24 protein-coding genes are annotated in these 24,808 nt (G+C 63.7%); 18 read left to right on the forward strand and 6 right to left on the reverse strand.

Annotation, left to right across the window (positions count from 1 at the left end; all coding sequences use genetic code 11):
• Window positions 1–2: 2 nt before the first annotated feature.
• From J2R99_RS11910 to J2R99_RS11925, 4 genes are all read left to right on the forward strand, one after another.
• Window positions 3–1,526 (forward strand): amidase, encoded by a 1,524-nt coding sequence (locus tag J2R99_RS11910; protein ID WP_307154690.1) that lies wholly within the window; start codon window positions 3–5, stop codon window positions 1,524–1,526.
• Between the two features lie 166 nt (window positions 1,527–1,692).
• On the forward strand, window positions 1,693–2,313 hold the full coding sequence (locus J2R99_RS11915) for a biliverdin-producing heme oxygenase (RefSeq protein ID WP_307154691.1): 621 nt from the start codon (window positions 1,693–1,695) through the stop codon (window positions 2,311–2,313).
• Window positions 2,314–2,609: 296 nt separating this feature from the next.
• Window positions 2,610–5,084, forward strand: coding sequence for an ATP-binding protein (locus J2R99_RS11920; protein WP_307154692.1), 2,475 nt, complete (start codon window positions 2,610–2,612; stop codon window positions 5,082–5,084).
• On the forward strand, window positions 5,081–5,449 hold the full coding sequence (locus J2R99_RS11925; protein ID WP_307154693.1) for a response regulator: 369 nt from the start codon (window positions 5,081–5,083) through the stop codon (window positions 5,447–5,449). The genes J2R99_RS11920 and J2R99_RS11925 overlap by 4 nt, the downstream gene beginning before the upstream one ends.
• Window positions 5,450–5,474: 25 nt before the next feature.
• On the opposite strand, the gene J2R99_RS11930 is transcribed toward J2R99_RS11925, so the two are convergent.
• From J2R99_RS11930 to J2R99_RS11940, 3 genes are all read right to left on the reverse strand, one after another.
• Window positions 5,475–5,774, reverse strand: coding sequence for an Hpt domain-containing protein (locus tag J2R99_RS11930; RefSeq protein ID WP_307154694.1), 300 nt, complete (start codon window positions 5,772–5,774; stop codon window positions 5,475–5,477).
• 244 nt (window positions 5,775–6,018) lie between these two features.
• On the reverse strand, window positions 6,019–6,729 hold the full coding sequence (locus J2R99_RS11935) for an HAD family hydrolase (RefSeq protein ID WP_307155693.1): 711 nt from the start codon (window positions 6,727–6,729) through the stop codon (window positions 6,019–6,021).
• 36 nt (window positions 6,730–6,765) lie between these two features.
• Window positions 6,766–7,803, reverse strand: coding sequence for a LacI family DNA-binding transcriptional regulator (locus tag J2R99_RS11940; RefSeq protein WP_307154695.1), 1,038 nt, complete (start codon window positions 7,801–7,803; stop codon window positions 6,766–6,768).
• Between the two features lie 511 nt (window positions 7,804–8,314).
• On the opposite strand from J2R99_RS11940, the gene J2R99_RS11945 reads away from it, so the two are divergent.
• The 5 genes from J2R99_RS11945 (at window position 8,315) to J2R99_RS11965 (ending at window position 14,077) form a co-directional block, all read left to right on the forward strand.
• On the forward strand, window positions 8,315–9,220 hold the full coding sequence (locus tag J2R99_RS11945; protein ID WP_307154696.1) for a substrate-binding domain-containing protein: 906 nt from the start codon (window positions 8,315–8,317) through the stop codon (window positions 9,218–9,220).
• A 132-nt stretch (window positions 9,221–9,352) separates the two neighbouring features.
• The gene (locus tag J2R99_RS11950; RefSeq protein WP_307154697.1) at window positions 9,353–10,870 is read left to right on the forward strand and encodes a sugar ABC transporter ATP-binding protein; all 1,518 of its coding nucleotides are present in this window, start codon (window positions 9,353–9,355) and stop codon (window positions 10,868–10,870) included.
• Complete coding sequence (locus J2R99_RS11955; protein WP_307154698.1) at window positions 10,867–11,826, forward strand: ABC transporter permease; 960 nt, start codon at window positions 10,867–10,869, stop codon at window positions 11,824–11,826. Before J2R99_RS11950 ends, J2R99_RS11955 begins: the two co-directional genes overlap by 4 nt.
• 14 nt (window positions 11,827–11,840) lie before the next feature.
• On the forward strand, window positions 11,841–12,791 hold the full coding sequence (locus J2R99_RS11960; RefSeq protein WP_307154699.1) for a tagatose kinase: 951 nt from the start codon (window positions 11,841–11,843) through the stop codon (window positions 12,789–12,791).
• Window positions 12,788–14,077, forward strand: coding sequence for a D-tagatose-bisphosphate aldolase, class II, non-catalytic subunit (locus tag J2R99_RS11965; protein WP_307154700.1), 1,290 nt, complete (start codon window positions 12,788–12,790; stop codon window positions 14,075–14,077). The genes J2R99_RS11960 and J2R99_RS11965 overlap by 4 nt, the downstream gene beginning before the upstream one ends.
• Window positions 14,078–14,175: 98 nt before the next feature.
• Here J2R99_RS11965 and curA read toward each other — a convergent pair whose 3' ends face one another.
• Window positions 14,176–15,189: an NADPH-dependent curcumin/dihydrocurcumin reductase gene (curA, locus tag J2R99_RS11970; RefSeq protein ID WP_307154701.1), complete on the reverse strand. Its 1,014-nt coding sequence runs from the start codon at window positions 15,187–15,189 to the stop codon at window positions 14,176–14,178.
• 134 nt (window positions 15,190–15,323) lie between these two features.
• Here curA and J2R99_RS11975 point away from each other — a divergent pair, with 134 nt between their 5' ends.
• The 4 genes from J2R99_RS11975 (at window position 15,324) to J2R99_RS11990 (ending at window position 19,244) form a co-directional block, all read left to right on the forward strand.
• Window positions 15,324–15,881 carry a flavin reductase family protein gene (locus J2R99_RS11975; protein WP_307154702.1) on the forward strand — a complete coding sequence of 186 codons (558 nt, stop codon included), beginning with the start codon at window positions 15,324–15,326 and terminating at the stop codon, window positions 15,879–15,881.
• Between the two features lie 4 nt (window positions 15,882–15,885).
• Entirely contained in the window at window positions 15,886–16,458 is a 573-nt protein-coding gene (locus J2R99_RS11980; RefSeq protein WP_307154703.1) for an HD domain-containing protein, read from the forward strand.
• Window positions 16,459–16,569: 111 nt separating this feature from the next.
• The gene (locus J2R99_RS11985; RefSeq protein WP_307154704.1) at window positions 16,570–17,781 is read left to right on the forward strand and encodes a putative DNA modification/repair radical SAM protein; all 1,212 of its coding nucleotides are present in this window, start codon (window positions 16,570–16,572) and stop codon (window positions 17,779–17,781) included.
• The gene (locus J2R99_RS11990) at window positions 17,781–19,244 is read left to right on the forward strand and encodes a UdgX family uracil-DNA binding protein (protein WP_307154705.1); all 1,464 of its coding nucleotides are present in this window, start codon (window positions 17,781–17,783) and stop codon (window positions 19,242–19,244) included. The genes J2R99_RS11985 and J2R99_RS11990 overlap by 1 nt, the downstream gene beginning before the upstream one ends.
• A 22-nt stretch (window positions 19,245–19,266) precedes the next feature.
• On the opposite strand, the gene J2R99_RS11995 is transcribed toward J2R99_RS11990, so the two are convergent.
• Complete coding sequence (locus J2R99_RS11995; protein WP_307154706.1) at window positions 19,267–19,974, reverse strand: LrgB family protein; 708 nt, start codon at window positions 19,972–19,974, stop codon at window positions 19,267–19,269.
• Complete coding sequence (locus tag J2R99_RS12000) at window positions 19,958–20,380, reverse strand: CidA/LrgA family protein (RefSeq protein WP_307154707.1); 423 nt, start codon at window positions 20,378–20,380, stop codon at window positions 19,958–19,960. The genes J2R99_RS11995 and J2R99_RS12000 overlap by 17 nt, the downstream gene beginning before the upstream one ends.
• A 91-nt stretch (window positions 20,381–20,471) precedes the next feature.
• On the opposite strand from J2R99_RS12000, the gene J2R99_RS12005 reads away from it, so the two are divergent.
• From J2R99_RS12005 to cysW, 5 genes are all read left to right on the forward strand, one after another.
• Window positions 20,472–21,380, forward strand: a complete 909-nt coding sequence (locus tag J2R99_RS12005; protein WP_307155694.1) for a LysR family transcriptional regulator — start codon at window positions 20,472–20,474, stop codon at window positions 21,378–21,380.
• Between the two features lie 100 nt (window positions 21,381–21,480).
• Window positions 21,481–21,936, forward strand: coding sequence for an RrF2 family transcriptional regulator (locus J2R99_RS12010; RefSeq protein WP_307154708.1), 456 nt, complete (start codon window positions 21,481–21,483; stop codon window positions 21,934–21,936).
• Between the two features lie 105 nt (window positions 21,937–22,041).
• Entirely contained in the window at window positions 22,042–23,058 is a 1,017-nt protein-coding gene (locus J2R99_RS12015) for a sulfate ABC transporter substrate-binding protein (RefSeq protein WP_307154709.1), read from the forward strand.
• A gap of 13 nt (window positions 23,059–23,071) precedes the next feature.
• Window positions 23,072–23,920 carry a sulfate ABC transporter permease subunit CysT gene (gene cysT, locus J2R99_RS12020; RefSeq protein WP_307154710.1) on the forward strand — a complete coding sequence of 283 codons (849 nt, stop codon included), beginning with the start codon at window positions 23,072–23,074 and terminating at the stop codon, window positions 23,918–23,920.
• Window positions 23,910–24,803, forward strand: a complete 894-nt coding sequence (cysW, locus tag J2R99_RS12025; RefSeq protein WP_307154711.1) for a sulfate ABC transporter permease subunit CysW — start codon at window positions 23,910–23,912, stop codon at window positions 24,801–24,803. The genes cysT and cysW overlap by 11 nt, the downstream gene beginning before the upstream one ends.
• Window positions 24,804–24,808: the final 5 nt, after the last annotated feature.

Genomic DNA, 24,808 nt, shown 5'->3' on the forward strand with positions numbered 1-24,808 from the left:
CCGTGGTTACGCCCGCCGATTCCAAGCCGGACGCCTGCGATCCGGCCGATCTCAGCGCCAGGGAGGCGCGGCGTCTGGTCGGGCGCGGAGAGCTTTCCGCCGAAGAACTCGCGCGGGCCTCGATCGCGCGCGTCGAGGCGATCGATCCGGCGGTGAACGCGCTGGTGGCGCGCGATTTCGACGCTGTGATCGAAGGTGCGCGAAAGGCGGATGCGGACAGGGCGGCTGGGAACGCTCTCGGTCCTCTGCACGGCCTGCCCGTCGCCATCAAGGATATGAGCGATGTCGCGGGTCTTCCGACGACATTCGGCTCTGAAATTTTTCGCGACAACGTGCCGAAGCGGGACGATGCGCTCGTTGCAGGACTCAGAAAAGCCGGTGCGTTGCCGCTCGGCAAGACCAACAATCCCGAATGGAGCGCCGGCGCCAATACGCGCAACCGCGTCTACGGCACGACGGCCAATCCGCATGACCTCACCCGCAATTGCGGCGGATCGTCGGGCGGGTCCGCCGTCGCGCTCGCCTGCGGCTACGCACCTCTCGCCTCGGGGTCGGATCTCGGCGGTTCGCTGCGCACGCCCGCCGCATTTTGCGGGGTCGTCGGGTTTCGCCCGAGTTTCGGCGTGGTGCCGGGAGACGCCCGTCGTACGAGCCTGTTGCCGCTTGCGACCTCCGGGCCGATGGCGCGCAATGTCGCCGATTGCGGCTTGATGCTTTCGGTCATGGCGCGGCCCGACCCGCGCGATCCGTTTACGGCCGTCGTGAATGGCGAGACGGCGTGGAGGCCAGAAGATTTCGCCCATCTGCCGCGCAGCGATCTCGTCTCCCTGCGCTTTGCCGTGACAGAGGATTTCGGCTTTGCTCCAGTCGAGGCGGCAAGCCGGCGCACGTTCCGAAAAGGGATGAACGCGCTGTTGCCGTTTATCGGCGCGTGCGATGAGACATGCCCCGATTGCGCGGATGCCGATCGCATCTTCGCGGTGCTGCGCTCGGTCATCTTCCTGTCCACGCATGCGGCCTTCGTCGACAAGACCCCCGAGCTCGTTGGCGAGAACGTGACAGAGAATGTCCTCGAGGGGCGGTCCTACAGCGCCGAAGACGTGGCGCAGGCGCTGGTGATGCAGGGCAATTACGACCGGCGGTGGCAGCGCTTCTTCGACGATTGCGATTTCATCCTGTCGCCGGCGGTCACAGCGCAGCCGCGCGACTGGCACGAGGCCTATCCGAAGGAGATCGATGGGCGGCCGACGGCAAGCTATTACCATTGGCTGGCTTCGGCTTATGCCTCGACAATTGCCGGCTGCCCTTCGATCACGATCCCCTGCGGGCGGGATGACAACGGCATGCCGTTCGGCCTGCAGATCATCGGGCGACGACATGACGATCTCCGGCTGCTTGCCGTCGCGGCCGAATTCGAAGCGGTGATTGCCGGTCTCTCGGAGCTTGCGCCGACAGGCCCCGATGTCGCGGCCCTTTCGAGCGCTCCGAAGCTGAGCGAGGCTGAGGGGTTCTGGGATGTCCCCTGAGGCCGTGCGGGTGTGTATCCGCCTTTGTCCGGCCCTCAGGCGTTCTTTCTCGATGGTGCCGGCGTTTGCAATTGGCTGAGAGCTGCCGGTGCTGCGTCAGCCGGTCCTCCCGGATCTGACGAGTTGAAGGGGGACGCGAGGTCTTTCACATGTTATGGCCGGTCTCATGAGTGCCACCGATTTCGCGCAATGTGTGGAACCGAGCCGGGCGAAAAGGCTCAAGGCGGCGACGCACGAAACGCATATGCGGCTCGACCAGACGGTCATGGCCTGCGATCCGTTTTCCAGCCTGGAGCGCTACGCGCTGTTTTTGAAGATGCAGCACCGTGTCTTCTTCGATGTCGACGCGCTGTGTTTTCATTCCGACCTCCGGGCGATTCTCCCCGACCTTCCCGAGCGGCGACAACTCCATCTGGTGGAGCAGGATTTCGCCGATCTCGGGCTCGTCCTTCCTCGACCGGAATTGGAGCCCGTGTTCGGCGAAGGCGCGATCGATGTGCCGACGGCGCTCGGCTATCTCTATGTGACCGAAGGCTCCAATCTGGGCGCCGCTTTCCTCATCAAGGAAGCCAAGAAGATCGGTCTTTCGGAGAGTTTCGGGGCGCGCCATCTCGCCGGTGCGGAAGAGGGCAGAGCCCGATCCTGGCGAGCCTTCACGAATGCGCTCGACGCCGTCGAGCTCTCACCGGCAGAGGAAGCCCGGGCCGTGGTTGGGGCGGAAGCCTCCTTCGCCCGCGTTTTCGCACATGTCGAGAGCGCTTTCGGCAAGGTTCAGGCGCTCCGCTAGAGGCGATCTTGATCCGCCGGAGTTGCGCGTGCGTGGCGTCGGCAGGCGCGGCCGAAGCCCTCGCGTGGCGCTTTGCCTACGTCGCGCTCGTCCTGCACCCTGTCGTTGCTTTTTCGCCTCGCGGCCAGTCGCGCTGCCATTTTCGCGTCTTTGCGCCGGCAAGATAGCGCTCTCGGCCAGCATGTTGTTCGCACGCGGTTTACGAGCTTGGCGGATAGAGCGAAGCTGGCCTTGTATTCTTGAGCCTTTCCATCAACCTTGACGGGTGAAGATGCGCAGGCGGCGAAGATATTAGAATGCTCCAGTTTATCCATATGATCGAGAGTGCGGCTCTTGTGACGCTCGCCATCCTGGCGCTGTCGTTTCTCGGGCCGCGGCTCGACCGGTCGCATTGGCTGAAGGGCGGCGTCACCGGTCTGATTTTCGGATTGACGGGATTGTTGAGCATGGCGGCGCCGATCGTGCTTGCGCCGGGCATCGTGGTGGATGCGCGCAATGTCGTGATGGCGCTCTCTGCTGGTCTCGGCGGGCCGATCAGCACGGTCGTCACGGGCGCGATGCTCGTTGCCATGCGCGTCTGGTTCGGCGGGGCCGGGATGGTCGCCGGCATTTTCGCGATCCTTGTCGTGGGCGCTGGCTCGACGGTCGTCTGGTTCGTCATCAACCGGCGATATCAGGGGCAGCTCAACATCGGCGGGCTCTTTGCGCTTGCCGCGATCGCAGCGGCGACGCCGGCGCTGCTGCTCGTCTTCATCCCGAATCTGTCGGCCGATATGGCGTTCTCCCTTCTGTCGCTGCTGGTGCCGACCAACTTCGTCGCTGTCATCGTGCTCGGGCTTTTGTTTCTGGGCGATCTGCAGAGACGCTGGGCGATCGCCGCCTATGGCGAAAGCCGGCTTTTGCTGCAGGCGATGGTCAACAACGCGCCGGGGGTTCTCTTTCAGCTCAAGGAGGAGCGGCCGGGCTCTGCCTCGTTCACCTATGTGTCGGCGGGTGTGAAGCGGTTCCTCGGCATCGGAGTGGAGGAATTGCTGGCGAATTCCTCGCATATCGACCGCCTGTTTTCGCCCAACGATCTGGCCCGGGCTCGGGAAAAGCTCGCCACTTCGGCGAGCAGCATGCAGTCCTGGGTGATGGAAGCCGAGCTCGCCGTTCGCGGTGGTGGCAAGGTGTGGGTGCGCATTGCCGCCAAACCCCGCATGGATCCGAGCGGCAAGGTGATCTGGGACGGCTCGCTCTTCGACATCACCGACCGCAAGCGCATGGAGCAGATGAAGAACGATTTCATCTCCACGGTCAGCCACGAATTGCGCACGCCGCTCACCTCGATCCGCGGCTCTCTCGGCCTTGTCGCCGGCGGTGCGGCCGGCGAGCTGCCTAAGAAGGCCGCGAGCCTGATCAACATCGCGCATTCCAACTCGGAACGGCTCGTGCGCCTCATCAACGATATCCTCGATATCGAAAAAATCGAATCCGGGCGCATGCCCTTTGAGCCGATACCGGTCGGGCTTCATCCCGCCGTCGAACAGGCGGTGGAGGCGAGCCGCGACTATCTTGCGGACCGGAATGTCGAGATCAGCGTCGTCGACGATGCACCGGATGCGAATGTCTACGTCGATCCCGACAGGCTGCATCAGGTGCTGACGAACCTCTTGTCGAATGCCATCAAATATTCGCCGGAAGACGGGACGGTCGTCGTCAATCTGTGCCGCAAGGGCGACAACCTGCGCATCTCCGTCATCGACAACGGGCCGGGCATTCCCGAAGCGTTCAGGAGCCGCATTTTCCGCCGGTTCGAGCAGGCCGATTCCTCGGCGACACGCCAGAAGGGCGGCACCGGGCTCGGCCTCAACATTGCGAAAGCCATCGTGGAGCGTTCCGGCGGTGACATCAGCTTTGAGAGCGAGCCGGATGTCCGCACCGTCTTCCATGTCGATCTTCCCGAATGGCACGTCACGCGCGAGGCATCGCCGGCGGTTGAGATGTCTTTGCCTGCCGAGACGTCGCGGACGGTTTTGATCTGCGAAGATGCCGAGGACGTTGCGGAACTGATTGCCGAGAACCTGCAGCAGGAAGGCTTTCAGAGCACGATCGCCCGCAATGTAGCAGCTGCACGCCGCGACATTGCTGCCAAGGATTATCTGGCCGTGATCGTCGATCTCGATCTGGAGAACGAGGCAGGTTTGTCGCTCATTCGCGAACTCTGCGATGCGACCGCCGACCGAGGCATGCCGGTCATCATGATTTCGGCCAGCATCGACGATGCGCAGCGGGTGCTCAACGGCTCTGCCGTCGGGGTGGCCGCGTGGCTGGAGCGGCCCAGGAACATGGAGGAGTTGCGGCGGGCGGCGTCAGTGATCGCGGCGCGTCTGTCGCACCGGCGCCCCTCCATCCTGCATGTGGAAGACGACGACAGCCTTCTGGAGGTGATGGCGGCCGAACTCGGCGAGGAGATGCAGGTCGTCAAGGCGCGCACGATTGCGGAAGCGAAAGCCGCCTTGTCGCGCACGACGTTCGATCTCGTCATCCTCGATCTCGGGCTGCCGGACGGGCAGGGTGCGTGCCTGCTCGGTACGATCCCGAGTGGGACGGCGGTGATCATTTTTTCCGCGGCCGATGCGGAAAAGGATGTCGCCAAACGGGTGCAAGCGGCGATGACGAAAACGCGAACGTCGGAGAAGGCGATCGCGGATCTGGTGCGCAAGCTGGCCTTCGAGCATCGCGAGAAGGAGGGGGCTGCGCAACGCCGCGAAATGGGAGCCGTCAGATGAACTTTCGTGTGCTTTACGTCGACGACGAACCGGACATCCGCGAGGTGGCGGCGCTGTCGCTCGAACTCGACGACACGTTCACCGTGCGCACCTGTTCGTCGGGGACCGAAGCGCTTGCCGAGGCTCCGAAATTCGAACCGCATCTCATTCTGCTCGATGTGATGATGCCGGGTATGGACGGGCCGGAAACCTTGCGACAGCTGAAAGCCGATCCGCGGACCGCGGACGTGCCGATCGTGTTCGTCACGGCGAAGACGCAGACGACGGAGATCGCTCGCTTCATGGCGATCGGTGCGGCCGGCGTCATCCGGAAACCCTTCGATCCGATGACGCTTGCCGAGCAGGCGCGAGATTTTCTGAGCTGAATGCGACGAGGTCTGGCGCCGTCGTCTATTCCTGGGTCGCGGCCTCAAGGGCCTGAAGCAGGGCTTCGACGGCCTCGCGGCTTTCGGGGCTGGTGCAGGATGTTTGCCGCATCACCTGCTCGGCACGCAAAGCGCGCTCGCTGATTTCGGGATAGCCGAAAGTTCCCCCCGCTCCGGCGAGCGAATGCACACGCAAGATCAGCTCGGCCTCTTCGTCGGACGAGAGAGGCTCATTGCGGTTGGTGAGTTCGTCGATCCAGTCGTGCTCGCGCCGGCAGCGCTTGCGAAAGCGGTCGCGGATCGATCCGGAAGTGAGGCCCGACATCTGCGCTCCTGGAGACGGTGTCTCGCCTGTTGCGATCTATGGCGCTGGCTGGCGGAGACCGCCTGCCAGAATGTCTCTCTGGGAATGCCATCGCCCAAACTGCCGGGCCACCACGACAGGCATACGCAGTTGGAGTTAAAGAAAGACTGGTAAGTCTCTTAAATGCCTATAGATTTGCCGGCTTAGGATCGGCGGGAGCATCTGCCGCGGAGACCCTCTCGCGGGGCGGCGGAGGGGGCGGCCCTCAGCCTTCGATGCGGGAGAGCAGGAAGGGCCGCAGGCGCGGATCGTGGTAGTCGCGGATCGCAAGTGCCGCCCCCGCCTGCAGCAAGGTTTCCTCGGGAAGGCTGGTGCGAAGGCCGATGGTCGGGACGCCGGCTCTCACGGCCGCCGTCAGGCCCGGAATTGCATCTTCGAAGGCGACCGCGTGTCGCGCATCGACGCCGAGCCGTTCCATCGCCGTCTGATAGGGCAGCGGATCCGGCTTGCCGCGGGGAAGCTCGTCGGCGGAGATCAGGATATCGAAAGCGTCGGACAGTCCGACACCGGCGAGGATCGCCTGCTGATTGGCGATCGGTGCATTGGTGACGAGAGCGAGCCCCCAGTTTTTCGCCCCGGCCCAGGAGAGGAGCTCGGGCAGGCCGGCGATCGGCTGCGCACCCTGTTTCAGAAGCTCACGAAACAACGCTTCCTTTTCGTCGGCAATTTCGGCGTGCCGCGATGTGTCGATATGGGGAAAGAGCTCGGCGCAAATCTCGTCGTTGGTGTGCCCGGAGATGCGGGTGCGAAAAATCTCCTCGTCGATCTTCGCGCCGTATTTGGCGCAGGTCCTCTGAAAGGCTTCGTAATGGTAGGGGTCGCTGTCCATCACCGTGCCGTCGAGATCGATGAGAAGAGCGCCGTTGCGCGAGCGGGAGGGGGACAGGATGGCCTCGTCTGGGTGAGAGGTTGAGATGTGTGCGGCCCAGTGTGCGAACCGTGAGCGCGCGCCTCAGGCGGAATCGCGCATGATCAGTTTTGCTTCAAGAAGCGTCGGCCTGACGGGTTCCGTTTTCGGCGATGCCTCCTCGGATTTGCCGATCATATCGAGAAGAAGCTTCAGGCTCGCGGTCGCAAGACCGGAATAATCCTGCGCGACCGTCGTGAGGGCAGGACAGGTGTAGCGGCTCAGCGGATGGTCGTCGTGGCCGGCGACCCTGAGATCGGCGTCGGCGCTGCGGCCGATCTTGAGACCGCGCTGAAAGGCGGCGGCCATGACGCCGAAGGCGAGGCGGTCGTTGGCACATAAAACCGAGCGTGTCGGAAAGCCGCCCTGATCGAGGATCTTGTTGGTTTCCTCAAACCCGACGCTTTCAAAATCCCAGTCGGCGGACTCGACGGACAGTACATGCGCCTCGAAGCCGAGATTGGCCATCGCCCGTTCATAGGCGGCGCGTCGTTCCGTGGCGTTGCGGTTGACGCGCGGCATTTCGAGGAAGCAGGGGCGCTCGCCGGTGCGGCAGAGATATTCGACCATCAAGGAGATGCTCTGCGCATTGTCGGTGCCGACGAAGGGCTGGTCTTCGGCCGCGCGCGAATCGAGGAAGACGAGCGGCATCGCCTGGCGCAGCTCGCGGATGAGGCCCGCATCGGATTCGTAGCCGAGCGGTGCCACGACGGCGCCGGAGAGTTTCAGCGATTGCAGCATCTGGATCGCCTTCGCCTCCAGATCCGGCTCGCCGTGCGAGCTCAAAACGATCGCCCAATAGCCCTGGCGGAGGCTCGAAATCTCGATCTGTCGCACGATCTCCGCATAGAACGGATCGGAGATATGCGGGACGATGACGCCGATGTTGCGTGGATTGCGGCGGTTCAGATTCACCGCAAAAATGTTCGGCTGATAATTGTGGCGCGCCAGCGCTTCCTCGATGCGCTGCCGGGTCGAGGCGCGCACGGAATTCGGATCCTGAAAGTACTTGGAGATCGTCGGGCGGGAGATGCCGGCGGCGGCCGCGAAATCCTCCATGTTCCTGATTTTCTTGCCGCTCATGAGGAGGTTCCGCAGCTGTCTCTGTCGAGGTTGGCGTTGCTTTGGGCCGCCCAGGAGATTCGGACGGCGAACGAATTCGGTGTGATTGAACCGATTTCTGGCTCAATCCAAAACGAAGACAATCGGCCACGCTCCTTTTTGCCGTGACGAGAGGAGAGCGGTCACGGACAATCTATCTGGCACGCGACATTTCAATTCTTTACGCGCGACAAATTTAAATTGACATTTTGTCCCATGAAGTGTCATCTGGCGTCAATAACAATCTGATGAAAGGAGGCGCGGCCCGTGCCCGCGCATGTGCCGGTTCAGGTTTCTCGCGGTCCCGCTTCCGCTTTTCGCATGCACGGTTTTCGCCGCTGCCACTGCCGGGCGGGCAGATGACCCGAAGATCAGAAGCTGGCACCTCAGCGTGACGAAATAAGCCGTTCGCGGCAAAGCCAGTGATCGGGCGCCGTTCGTGCTCGCCATCAGAAAAGGCGGAGCGCACCGCCCGATAATCAGGAGGAAGCCTATGTTCAAAAGTTTCGTTTCGAAGTCCCTGCTCGCAGCCGGGATCGCGCTCGCCGGGTTTGCCGGCCCGGCATCTGCCGAGGGGATCGGGGCCTCGCTCCTGACCCAGCAGCATCCCTTCTATATCGCGCTCGCCGATGCCATGCGCGCCGAAGCGCAGGCCGAAGGCGTGCCGCTCGAGATCAAGATCGCCAACCAGGATCTCAACAAGCAGTTCGCCGACGTCGAGGATTTCATCACCAAGGGCGTCGACGTTCTCATCATTTCCCCGGTCGATTCCACCGGCGTGCGCACCGTTATCGGGCGCGCCCAGAAGGCCGGCATCAAGGTCATCACCGTCGACGTGCCGGCGAAGAACGTCGATGTCACCTCCTATGTCGGCACGGACAATTACGCCGGCGGCGTCAAGGCCGGCGAGCTGATGGCGAAGATGATCGGCGACAAGGGCAAGGTCGCCATCATCGACTATCCGATGGTCGCCTCGGTGGTCGCCCGCACCGATGGCTTCAAGAAGGCGATGGAATCCCATCCCGACATCGAGATCGTGGCGCAGCAGGCCGGGATCACGCGCTCTGAGGCCCTGACGACGGCGCAGAACATCCTGCAGGCGCATCCCGACCTCGACGGCATTTTCGGCTTTGGCGATGACGCGGCTTTGGCCGCTGCTTCGGCTGTCGCTTCCGCAGGGCTTGAGGACCAGGTGAAGGTCATCGGCTTCGACGGCATGAAAGAGGCCCGCGATGCGGTCGCCAACAATCCCGTCATGGTGGGCGTGATCGCGCAGTATCCCGACGAGATGGGCAAGGTCGCGGTCGAGACGGCCGTGAAGGTCATGAACGGCGAGGATGTCGCGGCCGAACAGCCGATCGAGCCGGGCGTCGTCACCAAGGACGGCGAGACCAAGTAACGAGACCACGTCAGGAGAGAGCCGCCCCCCACTCTCTCCTTTTGTGCCCCGCGCCCGCCGCATAATCTGGTGGGCGCGGGCACATCCTCGTCCCTTGCCAGCCTTCCTGCCAGCATCGGCGGAGCTTTCGCCATGACCGCCCCCCAAGACGAGACGGTTCTCGACATCCGCAATGTGACCAAGACCTTCGGGCCGGTCACGGCGCTCAAAGATATGACGCTCTCGGTGAAAAAGGGACGCGTCCACACGCTCATCGGCGAAAACGGTGCCGGCAAGAGCACCTTGATGAAGATCCTCGCCGGGGTGCATCCGCAGACCTCCGGTGAAATCACCTTCAAGGGCGAGCCTTATCGACCGAAGAGCCCGCGCGAGGCGCGGCTTTCGGGCCTGACGATCGTCTTCCAGGAGCTGAGCCTGTGCCGCCACATGACGGTGGCGGAGAACATTTTCGCGACGCACGAGCCGAACCGCTTCGGCTTCATCGATGACGCGGAATTGGTGCGCAAAGCCGAAGAGCTGATCGAAGAGCTCGGCCTGCCGATCAAGGCTCGCGCCAAAGTGAGCCAGCTTTCGATCGCCCGACGCCAGCTCGTCGAGATCGCCAAGGGGCTGAGCTATCCCGCCGATCTCGTCATCCTCGACGAGCCGACGTCGTCGCTGTCGGAAAGCGAAGCGGAAATCCTGTTCTCGCTGATTGGGCGCCTTAAGGAGAAGGGCGTCACGGTCATCTATATCTCGCACCGCATGGAAGAGATCATGCGGCTGTCCGACGACATCACCGTCATCCGCGACGGTGAACTCGTGGGCACGATGACGCGCGAAGAGACGAGCATCGACAAGCTGATCGCCATGATGGTGGGACGCGAGATGCACGACATCTACCCGCCGCGCGTGGCGCCGAAGCCGGGACCAGAGGTCGAGCCGGTCCTGCGCGTCGACGGGTTGAACGGCGGGCATCTCTTCCACGACGTGACGTTCGATGCCCGCCCCGGGGAGGTGCTCGGCTTCTTCGGGCTGGTCGGCTCGGGGCGCTCCGACGTCATGAACGCGCTTTTCGGCGTGAAGCGGCCGGAAGGCGGCGAGATATTTCTCGATGGCACGAAGATCGCCCCGCGCTCGCCCGACGACGCGATCCGGCACGGCATCGCCTTCCTGACCGAAAACCGCAAGGAAGAGGGTCTCGTTCTGGCCCATACGGTGGAGCGCAACATCAACATGGTGTCGCTCGGCGAGGTGTCGAACGCCTTCGGATTTGCGAGGCGCTCGGCCGAGCGCCGTGGAGCCGAAGACGAGGTCGCGCGGCTGACGATCAAGACCGACACGATCGACACGCCGGCCGCAAACCTTTCCGGCGGCAACCAGCAAAAAATCGTGCTCGCCAAATGGCTGCGCATCAAGCCGCGCATCCTGATCCTCGACGAGCCGACGCGCGGCGTCGATGTCGGGGCGAAATTCGAGATCTACCGGATCATCCGGCAATTGGCCGCCGACGGGGCCGCCATCTTGATGGTGTCTTCCGATCTGCCGGAAGTGCTCGGCCTCTCCGACCGGCTCGTCATCATGCACGACAAGAAGGTCGCCAACATCCTCGACGGGGAGGGGCTCACGCCTGAGACCGTCATGACCTACGCCGCAGGGATGCAATCATGAAGAGCTTCGTCTCGAAATTCACCTCGGCGCCGGCCGTTCGCGAATATGGCGGCATCGTCGCTTCGCTGATCGTCCTCTGTGTCGTCTTTTCGGTGCTGAGCCCGCGCTTTCTCGTCTTCTACAACCTGCTCAACATCGTGCAGCAGGTGTCGGTGGTGGCGGTGCTCGCCTTCGGCATGACCTATGTCATCCTGCTCGGCGAGATCGATTTGTCCGTCGGCTCGATCCTGGCGGTCGCCGGCATGGTGGCCGCGCAATGTTTCGCCATCGGTTTGGGCTTCTGGCCGACGCTCGGGCTGACGCTTCTGTCCGGCGCCATCATGGGTGCCTTCAACGGCGTGCTCGCGGCCTATCTGTTGCTGCCGTCGTTCATCGTGACGGTGGCAACGATGGGCATTTTTCGCGGGCTCGTGTCGCTGCCGACGGGTGGCCTGCCGGCGCCGATCAACAACGACGCCTGGCTTGCGATCGGCGCGGAGAACTGGCTCGGCCTGCCGATCATCATCTGGATCGTGCTCGCGCTCTTCGTCTTCAATTTCGTGCTGCTTGCAAAAACCGTGTTTGGCCGCCGTGCCTATCTCGCCGGCGGCAACAAGGAAGCGGCCGTCTATTCCGGCATTCGCGTCAAACGCATCAAGGTGATCATCTTCACCATCTCAGGCGTGATGGCGGCCGTCGGCGGCATTCTTCTGTCGTCTCGCCTCGGCTCGGCGCAGACCAATGCCGGTCTCGGCTACGAGCTCGATGCGATTGCGGCCGCCGTGCTCGGCGGCACCAGCCTGGCCGGCGGCGTCGGCACCATGGTTGGCACGCTTCTCGGCGCACTCATCATCGGCATCATCAACAACGGCATGAGCCTTCTGTCGGTGCCGTATTTCTACCAGCTCATCGTCAAGGGCCTCGTCATTCTGCTGGCGGTGTGGATCGACGTGCGCTCCAAAACCAACCGCGGCTGAAGCCCGCTCATCTCATGAAGAAGATCGTCACCATCGGCGAGGTGCTCGTCGAGATCATGGCCGAGGAGCGCGGCAACGGCTTTCTGGAGCCGATCACGCTCGTCGGCCCGTTCCCCTCTGGCGCGCCCGCCATCTTCATCGATCAGGTGGCGAAGCTCGGCCAGCCTTGCGGCATCATCAGTGCCGTCGGGCCAGACGATTTCGGCGCCGTCAATCTGGAGCGACTGAAGGCTGACGGGGTCGATGTCTCCGCCATCGCCGTCATCCCCGATGCCGTCACCGGCTCCGCCTTCGTGCGCTACCGCGAGGACGGCAACCGCAATTTCATCTTCAATATCCGGCAATCGGCCTGCGGGCAGGTGAGCCTCGATCAGGGCGTCGAAAAGATGCTGGGCGAGGCGGACCATCTGCATGTGATGGGGTCCTCGCTCTTTTCCGACAAGATCATTTCCCTCATCCGCACTGCGGTCGAGCGGGTGAAGGCGAAAGGCGGCAGCGTCTCCTTCGATCCCAATATCCGCAAGGAGATGCTGGATTTTCCGGGTATGCGGGAGGCGCTCGTCCATATCTTCGAGAATGCCGACATTTTTCTGCCGAGCGGCGACGAGCTCTTCCTCTTTACCGAGGCGAAGGAGGAGGAAGCGGCGATCGCCGAAATCCTGACGCGCGGCACCAAGGCCGTCGTCATCAAGCGCGGCGCCGAGGGAGCGAGCTATTTCGACGCCTCCGGCGAGACGCGCGTGCCGGCGTTTTCCGTCGAGGAGATCGATCCGACCGGGGCCGGCGACAGTTTCGGCGCCACCTTCGTGACCTTCTGGCTGCGCGGCGTCTCGTCCGGAGACGCGCTGTTGATGGCGAATGCGAGCGGGGCGCGCGCCGTCGGCGTCAAAGGGCCGATGTCCGGCACGTCGACAGGCGCCGAGCTTGAAGACTTCATCGCAAGACACAAAGGCGAACGGGCATGAGCACGGCCTATCTGGCGAGCCTGCCAAGGCGGCATCAGGCACATGAGAATGTCGGCATTTCCTCCATCTGTTCGGCGCATCCGATGGTCATCGAGGCGACGCTTCGCCATGGCCTCACGAGCGACGGACCGGTTCTGATCGAGGCGACCTGCAACCAGGTCAATCACGAGGGCGGCTATACCGGCATGACGCCGGCTGATTTCCGCCGCTTCGTCGAAGAGATCGCCGCAAAGGTCGGCTTCGACACGAGCCGGCTGATCCTGGGCGGCGATCATCTCGGTCCCAATCCGTGGAAGAGCCTTCCGGCCGAAGAGGCGATGGGCAAGGCCGAGGCGATGGTGGACGCCTTCGTGAAGGCCGGTTTCACCAAGATCCATCTCGACACCTCGATGGGCTGCGCCGGGGAGAGCGTGGCGCTCGCTGATGAGGTGACGGCGGAGAGGGCGGCGCGGCTTGCCGCCGTTTCGGAGGCTGCGGCGAAGGAATCTGGCTTCGACCTTCCCGTCTATGTCATCGGCACGGAAGTGCCGATCCCGGGCGGGGCGATGGAAGAGATCGAGGAGCTTGCCGTCACCGATCCTGAGGCGGCGCTTGCAACCGTCGAGGTGCATCGTGCGGCTTTTGCTGCGCGTGGACTTGAGGATGCCTTTGCACGCGCGATCGGCGTCGTCGTGCAGCCGGGCGTCGAATACGGCAACGAGAACATCGTCTTCTACGACCGGGCGAAGGCGGCCTCGTTGAGTGCGGTCCTGTCGAAGATGCCGCAATTCGTCTTCGAGGCGCATTCGACCGATTATCAGCCGGTGGAGCTTCTGGCGGGCCTGGTCGACGATGGCTTTCCGATCCTGAAGGTCGGGCCGGCGCTCACCTTCGCCTATCGCGAGGCGCTTTACGGGCTCGATCAGATTGCGGTCGAGCTCGACGGGCTTTCGCCTGAAGAGACGCTGAAGCACGCGATGGAAGAGGTGCTCGTCGGCGATCCGCGCGAATGGGCGAAATATTACCACGGCAGCGACGCGGAGAAGCGCATCAACCGGCATTTCAGCTATTCCGACCGCATCCGCTATTACTGGCCGCAGCCGAAGGCCGTTGCCGCGGTGACGACGCTTCTGACGCGTCTCAAGGGCCGGCAATTGCCGCTGCCGCTCATCAGTCAGTATCTCGGCGCGCTCTACCCGGCGGTGGCGGACGGACGGCTTGCGGCGACGCCCGAGTCCCTGATCCTCGCCAATATCGACCGCGTCGTGTCCACCTATGCCGCGGCGGCGCGCACACCCGCGGTGTGATTGTTCAGGCGTTGCGGTCTGAGCCGCAGCGTCTTTCCGTGATGATTAAGCCCCCGCCGCGGCGGGGGCTTTTTTCGTAATGGCGTGTGTTCGTCGGCTCAGGCGACTTTGACGATCAGCTTGCCAAAATTCTTGCCTTCCAGAAGGCCGATGAAGGCGTCCGGCGCCCTGTCCAGACCCTCGACGATATCTTCCTTGTAGCGGATGCGTCCGTCCGCGACCCAGCTGCCCATCTCCTTGACGAAGTCCGGCATCTGATCCTTGAATTCCGTCTGGATGAAGCCGCGGATGGTGAGGCTCTTCGTCAGGATATCGCGCATCAAGCCCGGCAGCTTGTCCGGGCCCTCGAACGGGCCGGTGGCGTTGTATTGCGAGACGAGGCCGCAGACGGGCACGCGCGCATAAAAGTTGAGGAGCGGGCGCACGGCCTCGAAGACGGGGCCGCCGACATTTTCGAAATAGACGTCGATGCCGTCCGGGCAAGCGGCCTTCAGATCCTCCGCGAAGCTTTCGGAGCGATGGTCGATTGCCGCGTCGAAGCCGAAGTCTTCCGTGAGCGCCCGGCATTTTTCCGGTCCGCCGGCGATGCCGACGGCGCGCGCGCCCTTGATCTTGGCGATCTGGCCGACGGCGGAGCCGACAGGTCCGGTCGCCGCGGCGACGACGACCGTTTCGCCTTCTTTCGGCTTTCCGAGCGTCAGAAGCCCTGCATAGGCGGTGAAGCCCGGCATGCCGAGGACGCCGACGGCGGTCGTGACGGGCACTTTTTCGGGATCGAGTTTGCGCAGATGAGCGGCCTTTGCGACCGCATGCGTCTGCCAGCCGGAATAGGAGAGGACCATATCGCCGGAGGCAAAGTTAGGGTCGAGGCTTTCCACGACCTCCGCCACAGTCCCACCTTCCATCACGGCGCCGACCTCGACCGGGGCGGCGTAGGATTTCGCCGCGCTCATCCGCCCGCGCATATAGGGATCGAGCGAGAGGTAACGGATCTTGAGGAGGACTTCGCCCTCCTTCGGCGCCGGCACGGGCGCGGTCTCCGTGCGGAAATTCTCTGGCGTCGGCCGGCCCTCGGGGCGTGACGCGAGGAGGATCTGCGTGCTTTCTGTCATGGAATGAACCTGATTGAGATGTGATTGGATGTGTTGCTGCATCTATGCCGCAGGTGTGCCTTGGCGAGGCCTGAGCGGGTCTCAGACGGCATTCGGTGGCGGGATGGAGCCATGCCATTTCGGGGAGGCAGAGGATGACGGCGGTGAAGAAAATCGATTTCGACGTGTCGGATGTGCGGCGCTATCTGGAGCCCGGGCCCGTCGTGCTCGTCTCGTCCGCCCATCGGGGCGCGCACGACATCATGACGATGGGCTGGCACACGATCATGGAATTTTCGCCCTCTCTCGTCGGCTGCATGATCTCCGCCGGCAACCATTCCTTCGAGCTCATCCGTGCGAGCGGCGAATGCGTCATCAATCTGCCGACGACGGCGCTCACCGATACCGTCGTCAAGATCGGCAACACCTCCGGAGAGCGGATCGACAAGTTCGAGGAGTTCGGTCTGACGGCCGAGGCTGCCGAGATGGTGGGCGCGCCGATGATCGGCGAATGCCACGCCAATTTCGAATGCCGGCTGTTCGAGGATGCGCTCGTCGGGCGCTACAATTTCTTCGTCTTCGAGGTGGTGAAGGCGCATGTGGCGCCGGAGCCGGAACATCCCGAGACGCTGCATTACAAGGGCGGCGGCATCTTCATGGTCTCCGGCGAAATCATCGACAAGAGCGCGCTCTTCCGTCCGGGCATGCTGTGAGGGGATGATGAGGCAGGCGGACCTTTCCTGCGCGCTCGATTTTCTGCGCGCGGCGGAGCGGCTCAAGGACACGTTCCGCTCAGGCTTTACGGCGGAGGGGCGGCCGGAGAGCACCGCCGCGCACACCTGGCGGCTCGCCCTGATGGCGATCGTCTTCGAGAAAGATCTCGGCGAAATCGACTTCGGCCATCTCCTCAAGATCCTCATCGTGCACGATCTCGCCGAAGCCCTCTCAGGCGACGTGCCGGCGGTTGCGCAAATGCCGGGCGAGGAGAAGGCGGCGCAGGAGCGCGCCGATCTTATGGAACTGACCGCACCGCTCGATCCGCCGCGGCGGCAGACGATCCTCGATCTCTGGGAGGAGTATGAGGCGGGGGCGACGCCGGAGGCGCGGCTCGCCAAGGGGCTCGATAAGCTCGAGACGATCCTGCAGCACAATCAAGGGCTTAATCCACCCGACTTCGATTATCGATTCAATCTCGCTTATGGCCGCAGCGCCACCGATGCTCATCCTTTGCTTCAAGAGATCCGCGCGGTGCTGGACGCGGAGACGGAGGCGCGGGCCGAAAATTCCTGAATCGATTGAAGCCGATGGGCCGAGCTTCGGAGATCGTGATTCAGACACGGCGTTGGTTTCTCGCCGCATAACAGTATTGCGAACAAAAGAAGAACATGGCATCATCCCGGCATGGATGAGAAGCTCGCAACCAAGCTCGGCATTCTGGCGGACGCGGCCAAATATGACGTGTCCTGCGCCTCGTCGGGCGCGCCGAAGCGCAAGGCTGGCAAGAACGGGCTCGGCGCGACGGCGCCGTCCGGCATTTGCCACGCCTTCACGCCGGACGGGCGCTGCGTCTCGCTTCTGAAAATCCTTCTGACGAATTACTGCCTGTTCGACTGCGCCTATTGCATCAACCGGCGTTCCTCGAACGTGCCGCGGGCGCGTTTTTCGGTCGAGGAGGTGGTGCGGCTCACGCTCGAATTCTACAAACGCAACTATATCGAAGGCCTGTTTTTATCCTCCGGCATTGCGCGCTCGCCCGACCGGACGATGGAAGAAATGATGCGGGTGGCGAAGACGCTCCGGCGCGTTCACGGATTTCAGGGCTATATCCATCTCAAGGCCATTCCCGAGGCGAGCCCGTGGCTGATCGAAGAGGCGGGGCGGTACGCCGACCGGTTGTCGATCAATCTGGAGCTTGCGAGCGGGGCGAGCCTGAAAACGCTCGCGCCGGAAAAGAACGACCGGACGATCACTCACGCCATGGGGCAGATGCATGAGCGCATCTTGGAGGCGCGCGACGAGCGACGGCGTTTCTCTCCGGCCGGACAGAGCACGCAGGTGATCGTCGGGGCGGACGATGTGAAGGATGCTGCGATCATTCGCACGAGCGCCAGGCTCTACGGCGATTACGCGTTGAAGCGGGTCTATTATTCCGCCTTCAGCCCGATCCCCGAGGCGAGCGTCCTTCTGCCGGCGAAGGCGCCGCCGCTTCGCCGGGAAAACCGGCTTTATCAGGCGGACTGGCTGATGCGGTTTTACGGGTTTTCGGCCGACGAGGTCGCCGACAGCGGCGAGGACGGCATGCTGGCGCTCGATGTCGATCCGAAGCTTGCCTGGGCGCTGAAGCATCGCGAGCGCTTTCCCGTCGACGTCAATTGCGCGGAGCGGGAGATGCTTTTGCGGGTGCCGGGGCTCGGGCAGAGGGCCGTGGAGCGCATTCTCACCTCGCGCCGGCACCAGAAGCTGCGACTTCCAGATCTCGCGCGGCTGACGGCGGGCCTGAAACGGGCGCTGCCGTTTCTCGTCACGCCGGACCACCGGCCCGTCTCCCTCATCGACCGGCTCGATCTGCGGCAAAGGCTCGCCGAGCCGGCCCAGCAAATGAGCCTGTTCTGATGGCCCGCGTCCGCATCGATATGAAGGCGGGGGCGGATCTCGACGGTTTCCGCAAGGCATTGCGCGCCCTCGTACGCGACGGGGTCGCGCCCGACGATGTCGTCTTCGCGGCCGAGGGCGCGCAGGATCTCTTTGGTGAGCCGTTTGTCGGTGAGGCGCCGCCGGTCGCCCTGCCGCGTGTGGTGACGCGGCTCATCGCCGATGTCGTCTGCCACCGCGACCACGAACGCTATGGGCTTCTCTATCGGCTCGTCTGGAGAGTTCTGCACGGCGAGCGAGCGCTTCTCGAGGTGGCGAGCGATCCGCTCGTCTGCCGTCTTGCGCGCATGCAGCAGGAGGTGCGGCGCGACATCCATCATATGCATGGTTTTCTACGCTTTCGCCGTGTGGTGACGAAGGGGGGCGTGACGGAGAGTGAGACTGAAGGCTCTGGCATCGAGGACAAGGAACGCTTCGTCGCCTATTTCGAGCCGGGGCATTTCACCTTGGTTGCAGCTGCGCCCTTCTTCACCGAGCGCTTCGCCAATATGGCCTGGTCGATCCTGACGCCCGATGGCTCGCTGCATTGGGACGGCAAAGAGCTTGTCGAAGGGCCGCCGGCGCGCCGCGACCCGGCCGCTGCCGGCGACGGTTTCGAAGAGGGGTGGCGGACCTATTATGCGGCCACGTTCAATCCGGCGCGGGCCAATCCCAAATTGATGGCGCAGCATATGCCGCGGCGCTACTGGGCCGACATGCCGGAGGTGGCGGCGATCCCGGAACTCGTCAGCTCCGCGCCGGCGCGGGTGCGCGAGATGATCGCGCGCGAGGCAGCCGCGTCGCCCAAGCGCGCGCCGGAGAAGGCGCTCCAGAAAATGCGTGAGGATCGTCCGAAGAGCCTGCAAGACCTCAACGCATTGATTGCCGCCTCGGAGCCGCTGGTGTCGGGGGCGACACGCGCGGTGCTCGGCGAGGGCCCTCTAAATGCCGACATCGTCTTCGTCGGCGAGCAGCCGGGCGATCAGGAGGACCGCGAGGGCCGGCCCTTCGTCGGACCGGCCGGCCAGCTTCTCGACCGGGCGCTGGCGGAGGCTGGGATCGAGCGCGGCTCGGTTTATCTCACCAATGCCGTGAAGCACTTCAAATTCGAGATGCGCGGCAAGCGCCGCATCCACCAAAAGCCAAGTGTGTCGGAGGTGAAGCATTACCGCTGGTGGCTGATGGCGGAGCTCGAATTTCTGTCACCGCGCCTCGTCGTGGCGCTCGGCGGAACGGCGGCGTTGGCGCTTTCAGGCCGACAGGTTTCGGTGACGAAGACGCGGGGCCGGCAGGAGTTTCCACCGTTTGCCGGCTTTCTCACAGTGCACCCGGCCTATCTCCTGCGGTTGCCGGATGCGGAGGCCAAGGCGAGTGCCTACCGTGCCTTCGTCGACGACCTTCGGCAGGTGCGTGTGATTGCGGGGAAGAGACGGGAGGCGGCCTGAGGAAACGGGTTGAGGCGGCGGCTCAGAGATAGGGGAGACCGTGGGCGATCAGCGGTGCGACGAGGACGTTCAAAAGGCCGACGAGCACCATGACGAGGCCGGCGACGGAGCCTTCTTCGTGGCCGATCTCGTGGGCCTTGGCGGTGCCGCTCGCATGGGCTGCGACGCCGAAAAGGGCGCCGCGGGCGAGCGCCGATTTGACCGGCAGGATCGTCAGCATCAATTCGCCGAGGATGGCGCCGAAGACACCGGTCAGGACGACGAAGACGGCGGTCAGATCGGGGGCGCCGCCGATGTCGGAGGAGACGACCATGGCAAAGGGCGTGGAAACGGAGCGTGGCAGAAGGCTGAGGCGCAGGGCGTCGTCGAGACCGACGAGGCTTGCAAAGGTCCAGCCGGAGAGAATGGCCGTGGCGGTGCCCGCCAGCATGCCGACGACGAGGACCGGCCAGTGGCGCGCGATCAGGGCGCGCTGCTCGTAGATCGGCACGGCGAAGGCGACCATGGCCGGGCCGAGCAGGCTGACGAGCCAGCCGGTGGAGCGGATATAATCGCGGTAGGTCTCGTCGGCGGTGACGACGATCAGGATGAGAAGCGCCGGGGTGATCGCGAGCGGCATCAAAAAAGGCTGCCGCCAGCGCAGATAGATGCGCTTTGCCAGAAAATAGGTGCCGATCGTCAGAGCCGACCAGAAGAGGCCGTGGAGCAGGATTTCACTCGAAGAGAGCATTGCGGTCCTCCGCGGCCAGGCGGCGGCGATAATAGAGGTCCGCCGTCAGCGCCGTGACCGCCATGACGGAGGCTGTTCCCGCCAGGATGACGAAGAGGATCTTGAGGCCGAGCAAGCCGACGAATTCGCGGTGATCGACGACGGCGAGGACGGCCGGCACGAAGAACAGGATCATCTCCGCCAGAAACCACTGGGCGCCGCGGCGCATGCTGAAAAGGCTGAGACGGCCGGAGATCAAAAGCGCGAGGACGAGCGCCATGCCGACGATGCCGCCGGGCACGGGAAGCCCCGCAAGGCGCACGATCGTCTCACCGATCCCCCAAAACACGAAGATCGCCGCGATCTGTGCAAGACGGCTGTTGTGAAGGCTGCGGCGGAAGCGAAGCGCGAGGCTGCGGGGGGTCATCGATCTCTCCTGGAAGGAGCGGCATATAGTTGCACCTGATCGATCGACAAAATGAATTGACTGAATGGACTTCATTCCATATCGGAATGTCATGGAATTTCGCAATCTGCGGGCCTTTGTCGAGGTGGTCCGTCAAGGCGGTTTCACGCCCGCCGCGAAGGCGCTTTTCGCCACGCAATCGACGATCTCAAAGGCCGTGCGGCAGCTCGAAGACGAGATCGGCCTGCCGCTTCTCGATCGCATCGGCCATCGCAGCCACCTGACCGCGCCGGGCGAGGTGGTCTATCGAAGAGCCGTGAAGCTTCTGGCAGAGCGCGAAGATCTCGCGCGCGAGCTCGACGAGATCCGCGGCCTGAAGCAGGGGTCTTTGTCTCTCGGCCTGCCGCCGGTGGCGAGCAGCGCGTTGTTTGCGCCCCTGTTCGCGATCTATCGCCAGCGCTTTCCGGGCATCGATGTGCGCCTCGTCGAGCATGGCAGCGACCGGCTGGAGGAGATGCTGCGGACGGGCGAAATCGAAATGGCCGCCTCGCTTCTTCCTTTCGGGGAGGATTTTGAATGGCAGGGCGTGCGGCGCGAGCCGCTGATGGCGGTCATGCCGCGAGCCCATGCGCTTGCCGGGCGCCAGACGATAAAGATCGAGGATGTGCGCGAGGAGCCGTTCATCCTTTTCGAGGCCGGTTTCGGCTTGAACCGGATCATCGGGGACGCCTGCCGCCGACATGGGTTTTCGCCCGCGGTCGCCGCACGCAGCAGCCAGATCGAGTTCATCGTCGGCCTTGCGGCGGCGGGCCTCGGCATCGCCTTCCTGCCGCAGATCATTGCACCACGCTCGGAGGCGGGCCATGCTGCCTCGGTGCTTCTCGACGAGCCGGGGACTGCCTGGCATATCGCCATGATCTGGCGGCGCGGCGCCTATCTGTCCCATGCGGCCCGGGCCTGGCTTGCCCTCGTCGAGGAAATGCACCCCGATGAGGGGCGCGCCGAGCCGCCGCAGAGCTGACTGGAACGATCGTGCCGATGTCCCCCGCAAGCTTGCCGCAACGGCTTCAATATACTATCCAATTAATAGGAAATAGCCCAGCCCAGAGGTGCCCGCGCGGATGATTTCCCAGAAGGCCAAATACGCCCTGCGGGCGCTGCTTGCGCTCGCAGAAATGGAGAGCGATTCCATTTCCGCGGGCGAGCTTGCCAAGGGGGAGCGTATCCCGCGCAAGTTCCTGGAACAGATCCTGATGGAATTGAAGCGCGACGGACTGATCCAGAGCCGGCGCGGGGTCAATGGCGGCTATTTCCTGCTGAGGCCGGCGGATACGATCACCTTTGGCCATGTTCTGCGGCTTTTCGACGGTCCGATCGCGCCGCTTCCATGCCTCAGCCGGGTGGCCTATCGCCGTTGTGCCGATTGCAAAGACGAAGGCGCATGCCGTGTGCGCCGGGTTTTCGCCCATGTCGCCAATTCCGCGCGCGCCGTTCTCGACCAGACCACGCTCGCCGATGCGATCGCCGATCCCGATAGCGTGGATCGGATTGCCGGGCTCTCGATCGGCGCTTCCTGAGCCTTCTGCCGCCTCCGTGTCGCGGGCATTCCGCCTCCGTTGACATAGCCTACCAAATTGGTAGGCTATTAATCTCTACCGAAACGGTAGGTGATGGAGGTTGGTATGCAAACGATGCGACGATCTCTTGCGGCGGGCCTTGCCGCTGTCTGGGCGATGGCGGCACCGGCCTTCGCCGACACCACGCTTCTCAACGTTTCCTATGATCCGACGCGCGAGCTCTACGAGGCGTTCAACGCCGCCTTCGCCGCGCATTTCAAAGCCGAAACCGGCGAAACCGTCTCGGTGCGAATGTCGCATGGCGGCTCCGGCAAGCAGGCACGGGCGGTGATCGACGGGCTGAAAGCCGATGTCGTGACGCTGGCGCTCGAAGCCGATATCGATGCGATCGCCAAGGCGACCGGAAAGATCCCGACGAACTGGCGCGGCCGGCTGCCCAATCACAGCGCGCCCTACACCTCGACCATCGTTTTCCTCGTCCGCAAGGGCAATCCGAAGGAGATCCGCGACTGGCCCGATTTGGTGAAGGAGGGCGTCGACGTCATCACGCCCAATCCGAAGACCTCGGGCGGCGCGCGCTGGAGCTATCTCGCGGCCTGGGCCTATGCCAACGAAGCCTTTCATGGTGACGAGGAGGCGACGCGTGGCTTCATGAGCGAGCTTTTTCGGCATGTGCCGGTGCTCGACACGGGCGCGCGCGGCGCCACCACCACCTTCGTGCAGCGGGGCATCGGCGACGTCCTGATCACCTGGGAAAACGAGGCTTTTCTGGCACTCAAGGAGCTCGGTCCAGACAAGTTCGAGATCGTGGCGCCGTCGATTTCCATCAAGGCGGAGCCCCCCGTCGCCCTTGTCGACGGCAATGTCGACAAGGCCGGAACGCGCCAGGCGGCCGAAGCCTATCTTGCCTATCTCTATTCGCCGGAAGGGCAGCGATTGGTGGCGAAGAATTTCTATCGCCCGGCGGAGCCGGCCTTCGCCGATGGTTCGGACATGGCGCGGTTTCCCGATCTCAAACTCGTCACCATCGACGATCCGCTCTTCGGCGGATGGGAGAAGGCTCAGCCGATGCACTTTGGCAATGGCGGCGTTTTCGACCAGATCTATCAGCCTGCGCGATAGGGACGGCGGAGAAATGCGCGGGCGCGCTCGAACCTGGCGGAAGCGAAGCGTTCTGCCGGGTTTCGGCCTCTCACTCGGCTTCACGATCGCCTATCTGGGGCTCGTCGTCCTGGTGCCACTTGCGGCTCTCGTCATCAAGAGCGCGGGTCTCGGCGCGGCCGAATTCTGGCGTCTCGCCACCGATCCACGCACGCTTGCCGCCTTGCGGTTGAGTTTCGGAGCGGCGCTCGTCGCAGCCTCCATCAACGCCGTTTTCGGGGCTCTCATCGCCTGGGTTCTCGTGCGTTACCGCTTTTTCGGACGGCGGTTTTTGGATGCCGTCATCGATCTGCCCTTCGCTTTGCCGACGGCGGTGGCGGGCATCGCGCTCACCTCGCTTTATGCGCCCAATGGCTGGGTGGGGCAGTTTCTCGAGCCGTTCGGATTGAAGATCGCCTATGCGCCGGCCGGTATCGTCGTCGCGCTCACCTTCGTCAGCCTGCCTTTCGTCGTGCGCACCGTTGAACCCGTGCTCGGAGAAATCGACCGCGAGCTCGAAGAGGCTGCAGCGACGCTCGGGGCCACGCGGTGGCAGACGATCTTCAAGGTCATGGTGCCGGCCCTGGTGCCGGCGCTTCTGACGGGGTTCGCCCTGGCACTCGCCCGGGCTGTCGGCGAATACGGCTCCGTCATCTTCATCGCCGGCAACATTCCTTATGTGTCGGAGATCGCGCCGCTTCTCATCGTCATCCGGCTGGAGGAGTTCGATTATGCCGGGGCGACGGCAGTCGCTGCGGTGATGCTCGCGATCGCCTTTGTCATGCTCTTCCTCATCAATCTGCTGCAGGCGTGGAGCCGCAGGAGGTTCGGCTATGGCAGCTGAAGTCTCGCGCGGGGCGTTGCAGACCCCGAAGCCGGTGCGAGCGGGCCGCTCGGCGACGACGGAGGCGCCCGCCGTGCGCGCGGCGCTGGTCGGCCTCGTCTTCGCCTTTCTCGGCTTCTTTCTCGTGATGCCGCTTGTCGCCGTCTTCGTGGAAGCGCTGCGCGGGGGCATCTCCACCTATCTTGCGGCGATCGTCGAACCGGATGCGCTCGCTGCCATCCGGCTGACGCTGCTGGTGGCGGCGATCGCGGTGCCCGCCAATATGGTCTTCGGGGTCGCAGCCGCCTGGGCCGTCGCCAAATTCGAGTTCAAAGGCAAAAGCCTGCTCGTGACGCTGATCGACCTGCCGTTTTCCGTCTCACCCGTGATCTCCGGCCTCGTCTACGTGCTGCTTTTCGGTGCGCAGGGCTATCTTGGTCCGTGGCTCGACGCCCATGGTGTGGAGATCATTTTCGCGGTGCCCGGTATCGTTCTGGCGACGGTCTTCGTCACCTTTCCCTTCGTGGCGCGCGAGCTCATCCCGCTCATGCAGGAGCAGGGGAGCGGCGACGAAGAGGCCGCGCTCTCGCTCGGAGCTTCGGGCTTCACGACCTTTCTGCTCGTCACTCTGCCGAACGTGAAATGGGCGCTTCTCTACGGCGTTCTCCTCTGCAACGCCCGCGCCATGGGGGAATTCGGGGCTGTGTCCGTCGTTTCCGGCCATATCCGCGGCCTCACCAATACGATGCCGCTGCATGTGGAGATTCTCTACAACGAGTACAGTTTCGCGGCGGCTTTCGCGGTCGCCTCGCTGCTCGCTCTCCTGGCGCTTTTCACCCTTGCCCTGAAGACCTTCCTGGAATGGCGTTTCGCCGGTGCGATCGCCGCCGAACGCGCGCATTGAGGCCC

It is taken from the genome of Rhodopseudomonas julia, assembly GCF_030813515.1.
Taxonomy (GTDB): domain Bacteria; phylum Pseudomonadota; class Alphaproteobacteria; order Rhizobiales; family Afifellaceae; genus Afifella; species Afifella julia.

What these genes read in the sequence shown, in the direction of transcription:
- J2R99_RS11915 (WP_307154691.1), top strand. Translation starts at nt 1,693, where the DNA reads ATGAGTGCCACCGATTTCGCGCAATGTGTGGAACCGAGCCGGGCGAAA.
- J2R99_RS11920 (WP_307154692.1), top strand. Translation starts at nt 2,610, where the DNA reads ATGCTCCAGTTTATCCATATGATCGAGAGTGCGGCTCTTGTGACGCTC.
- J2R99_RS11925 (WP_307154693.1), top strand. Translation starts at nt 5,081, where the DNA reads ATGAACTTTCGTGTGCTTTACGTCGACGACGAACCGGACATCCGCGAG.
- J2R99_RS11930 (WP_307154694.1), bottom strand. Translation starts at nt 5,774, where the DNA reads ATGTCGGGCCTCACTTCCGGATCGATCCGCGACCGCTTTCGCAAGCGC.
- J2R99_RS11940 (WP_307154695.1), bottom strand. Translation starts at nt 7,803, where the DNA reads ATGAGCGGCAAGAAAATCAGGAACATGGAGGATTTCGCGGCCGCCGCC.
- J2R99_RS11945 (WP_307154696.1), top strand. Translation starts at nt 8,315, where the DNA reads ATGTTCAAAAGTTTCGTTTCGAAGTCCCTGCTCGCAGCCGGGATCGCG.
- J2R99_RS11950 (WP_307154697.1), top strand. Translation starts at nt 9,353, where the DNA reads ATGACCGCCCCCCAAGACGAGACGGTTCTCGACATCCGCAATGTGACC.
- J2R99_RS11955 (WP_307154698.1), top strand. Translation starts at nt 10,867, where the DNA reads ATGAAGAGCTTCGTCTCGAAATTCACCTCGGCGCCGGCCGTTCGCGAA.
- J2R99_RS11960 (WP_307154699.1), top strand. Translation starts at nt 11,841, where the DNA reads ATGAAGAAGATCGTCACCATCGGCGAGGTGCTCGTCGAGATCATGGCC.
- J2R99_RS11965 (WP_307154700.1), top strand. Translation starts at nt 12,788, where the DNA reads ATGAGCACGGCCTATCTGGCGAGCCTGCCAAGGCGGCATCAGGCACAT.
- curA (WP_307154701.1), bottom strand. Translation starts at nt 15,189, where the DNA reads ATGACAGAAAGCACGCAGATCCTCCTCGCGTCACGCCCCGAGGGCCGG.
- J2R99_RS11975 (WP_307154702.1), top strand. Translation starts at nt 15,324, where the DNA reads ATGACGGCGGTGAAGAAAATCGATTTCGACGTGTCGGATGTGCGGCGC.
- J2R99_RS11980 (WP_307154703.1), top strand. Translation starts at nt 15,886, where the DNA reads ATGATGAGGCAGGCGGACCTTTCCTGCGCGCTCGATTTTCTGCGCGCG.
- J2R99_RS11985 (WP_307154704.1), top strand. Translation starts at nt 16,570, where the DNA reads ATGGATGAGAAGCTCGCAACCAAGCTCGGCATTCTGGCGGACGCGGCC.
- J2R99_RS11990 (WP_307154705.1), top strand. Translation starts at nt 17,781, where the DNA reads ATGGCCCGCGTCCGCATCGATATGAAGGCGGGGGCGGATCTCGACGGT.
- J2R99_RS11995 (WP_307154706.1), bottom strand. Translation starts at nt 19,974, where the DNA reads ATGCTCTCTTCGAGTGAAATCCTGCTCCACGGCCTCTTCTGGTCGGCT.
- J2R99_RS12000 (WP_307154707.1), bottom strand. Translation starts at nt 20,380, where the DNA reads ATGACCCCCCGCAGCCTCGCGCTTCGCTTCCGCCGCAGCCTTCACAAC.
- J2R99_RS12005 (WP_307155694.1), top strand. Translation starts at nt 20,472, where the DNA reads ATGGAATTTCGCAATCTGCGGGCCTTTGTCGAGGTGGTCCGTCAAGGC.
- J2R99_RS12010 (WP_307154708.1), top strand. Translation starts at nt 21,481, where the DNA reads ATGATTTCCCAGAAGGCCAAATACGCCCTGCGGGCGCTGCTTGCGCTC.
- J2R99_RS12015 (WP_307154709.1), top strand. Translation starts at nt 22,042, where the DNA reads ATGCAAACGATGCGACGATCTCTTGCGGCGGGCCTTGCCGCTGTCTGG.
- cysT (WP_307154710.1), top strand. Translation starts at nt 23,072, where the DNA reads ATGCGCGGGCGCGCTCGAACCTGGCGGAAGCGAAGCGTTCTGCCGGGT.
- cysW (WP_307154711.1), top strand. Translation starts at nt 23,910, where the DNA reads ATGGCAGCTGAAGTCTCGCGCGGGGCGTTGCAGACCCCGAAGCCGGTG.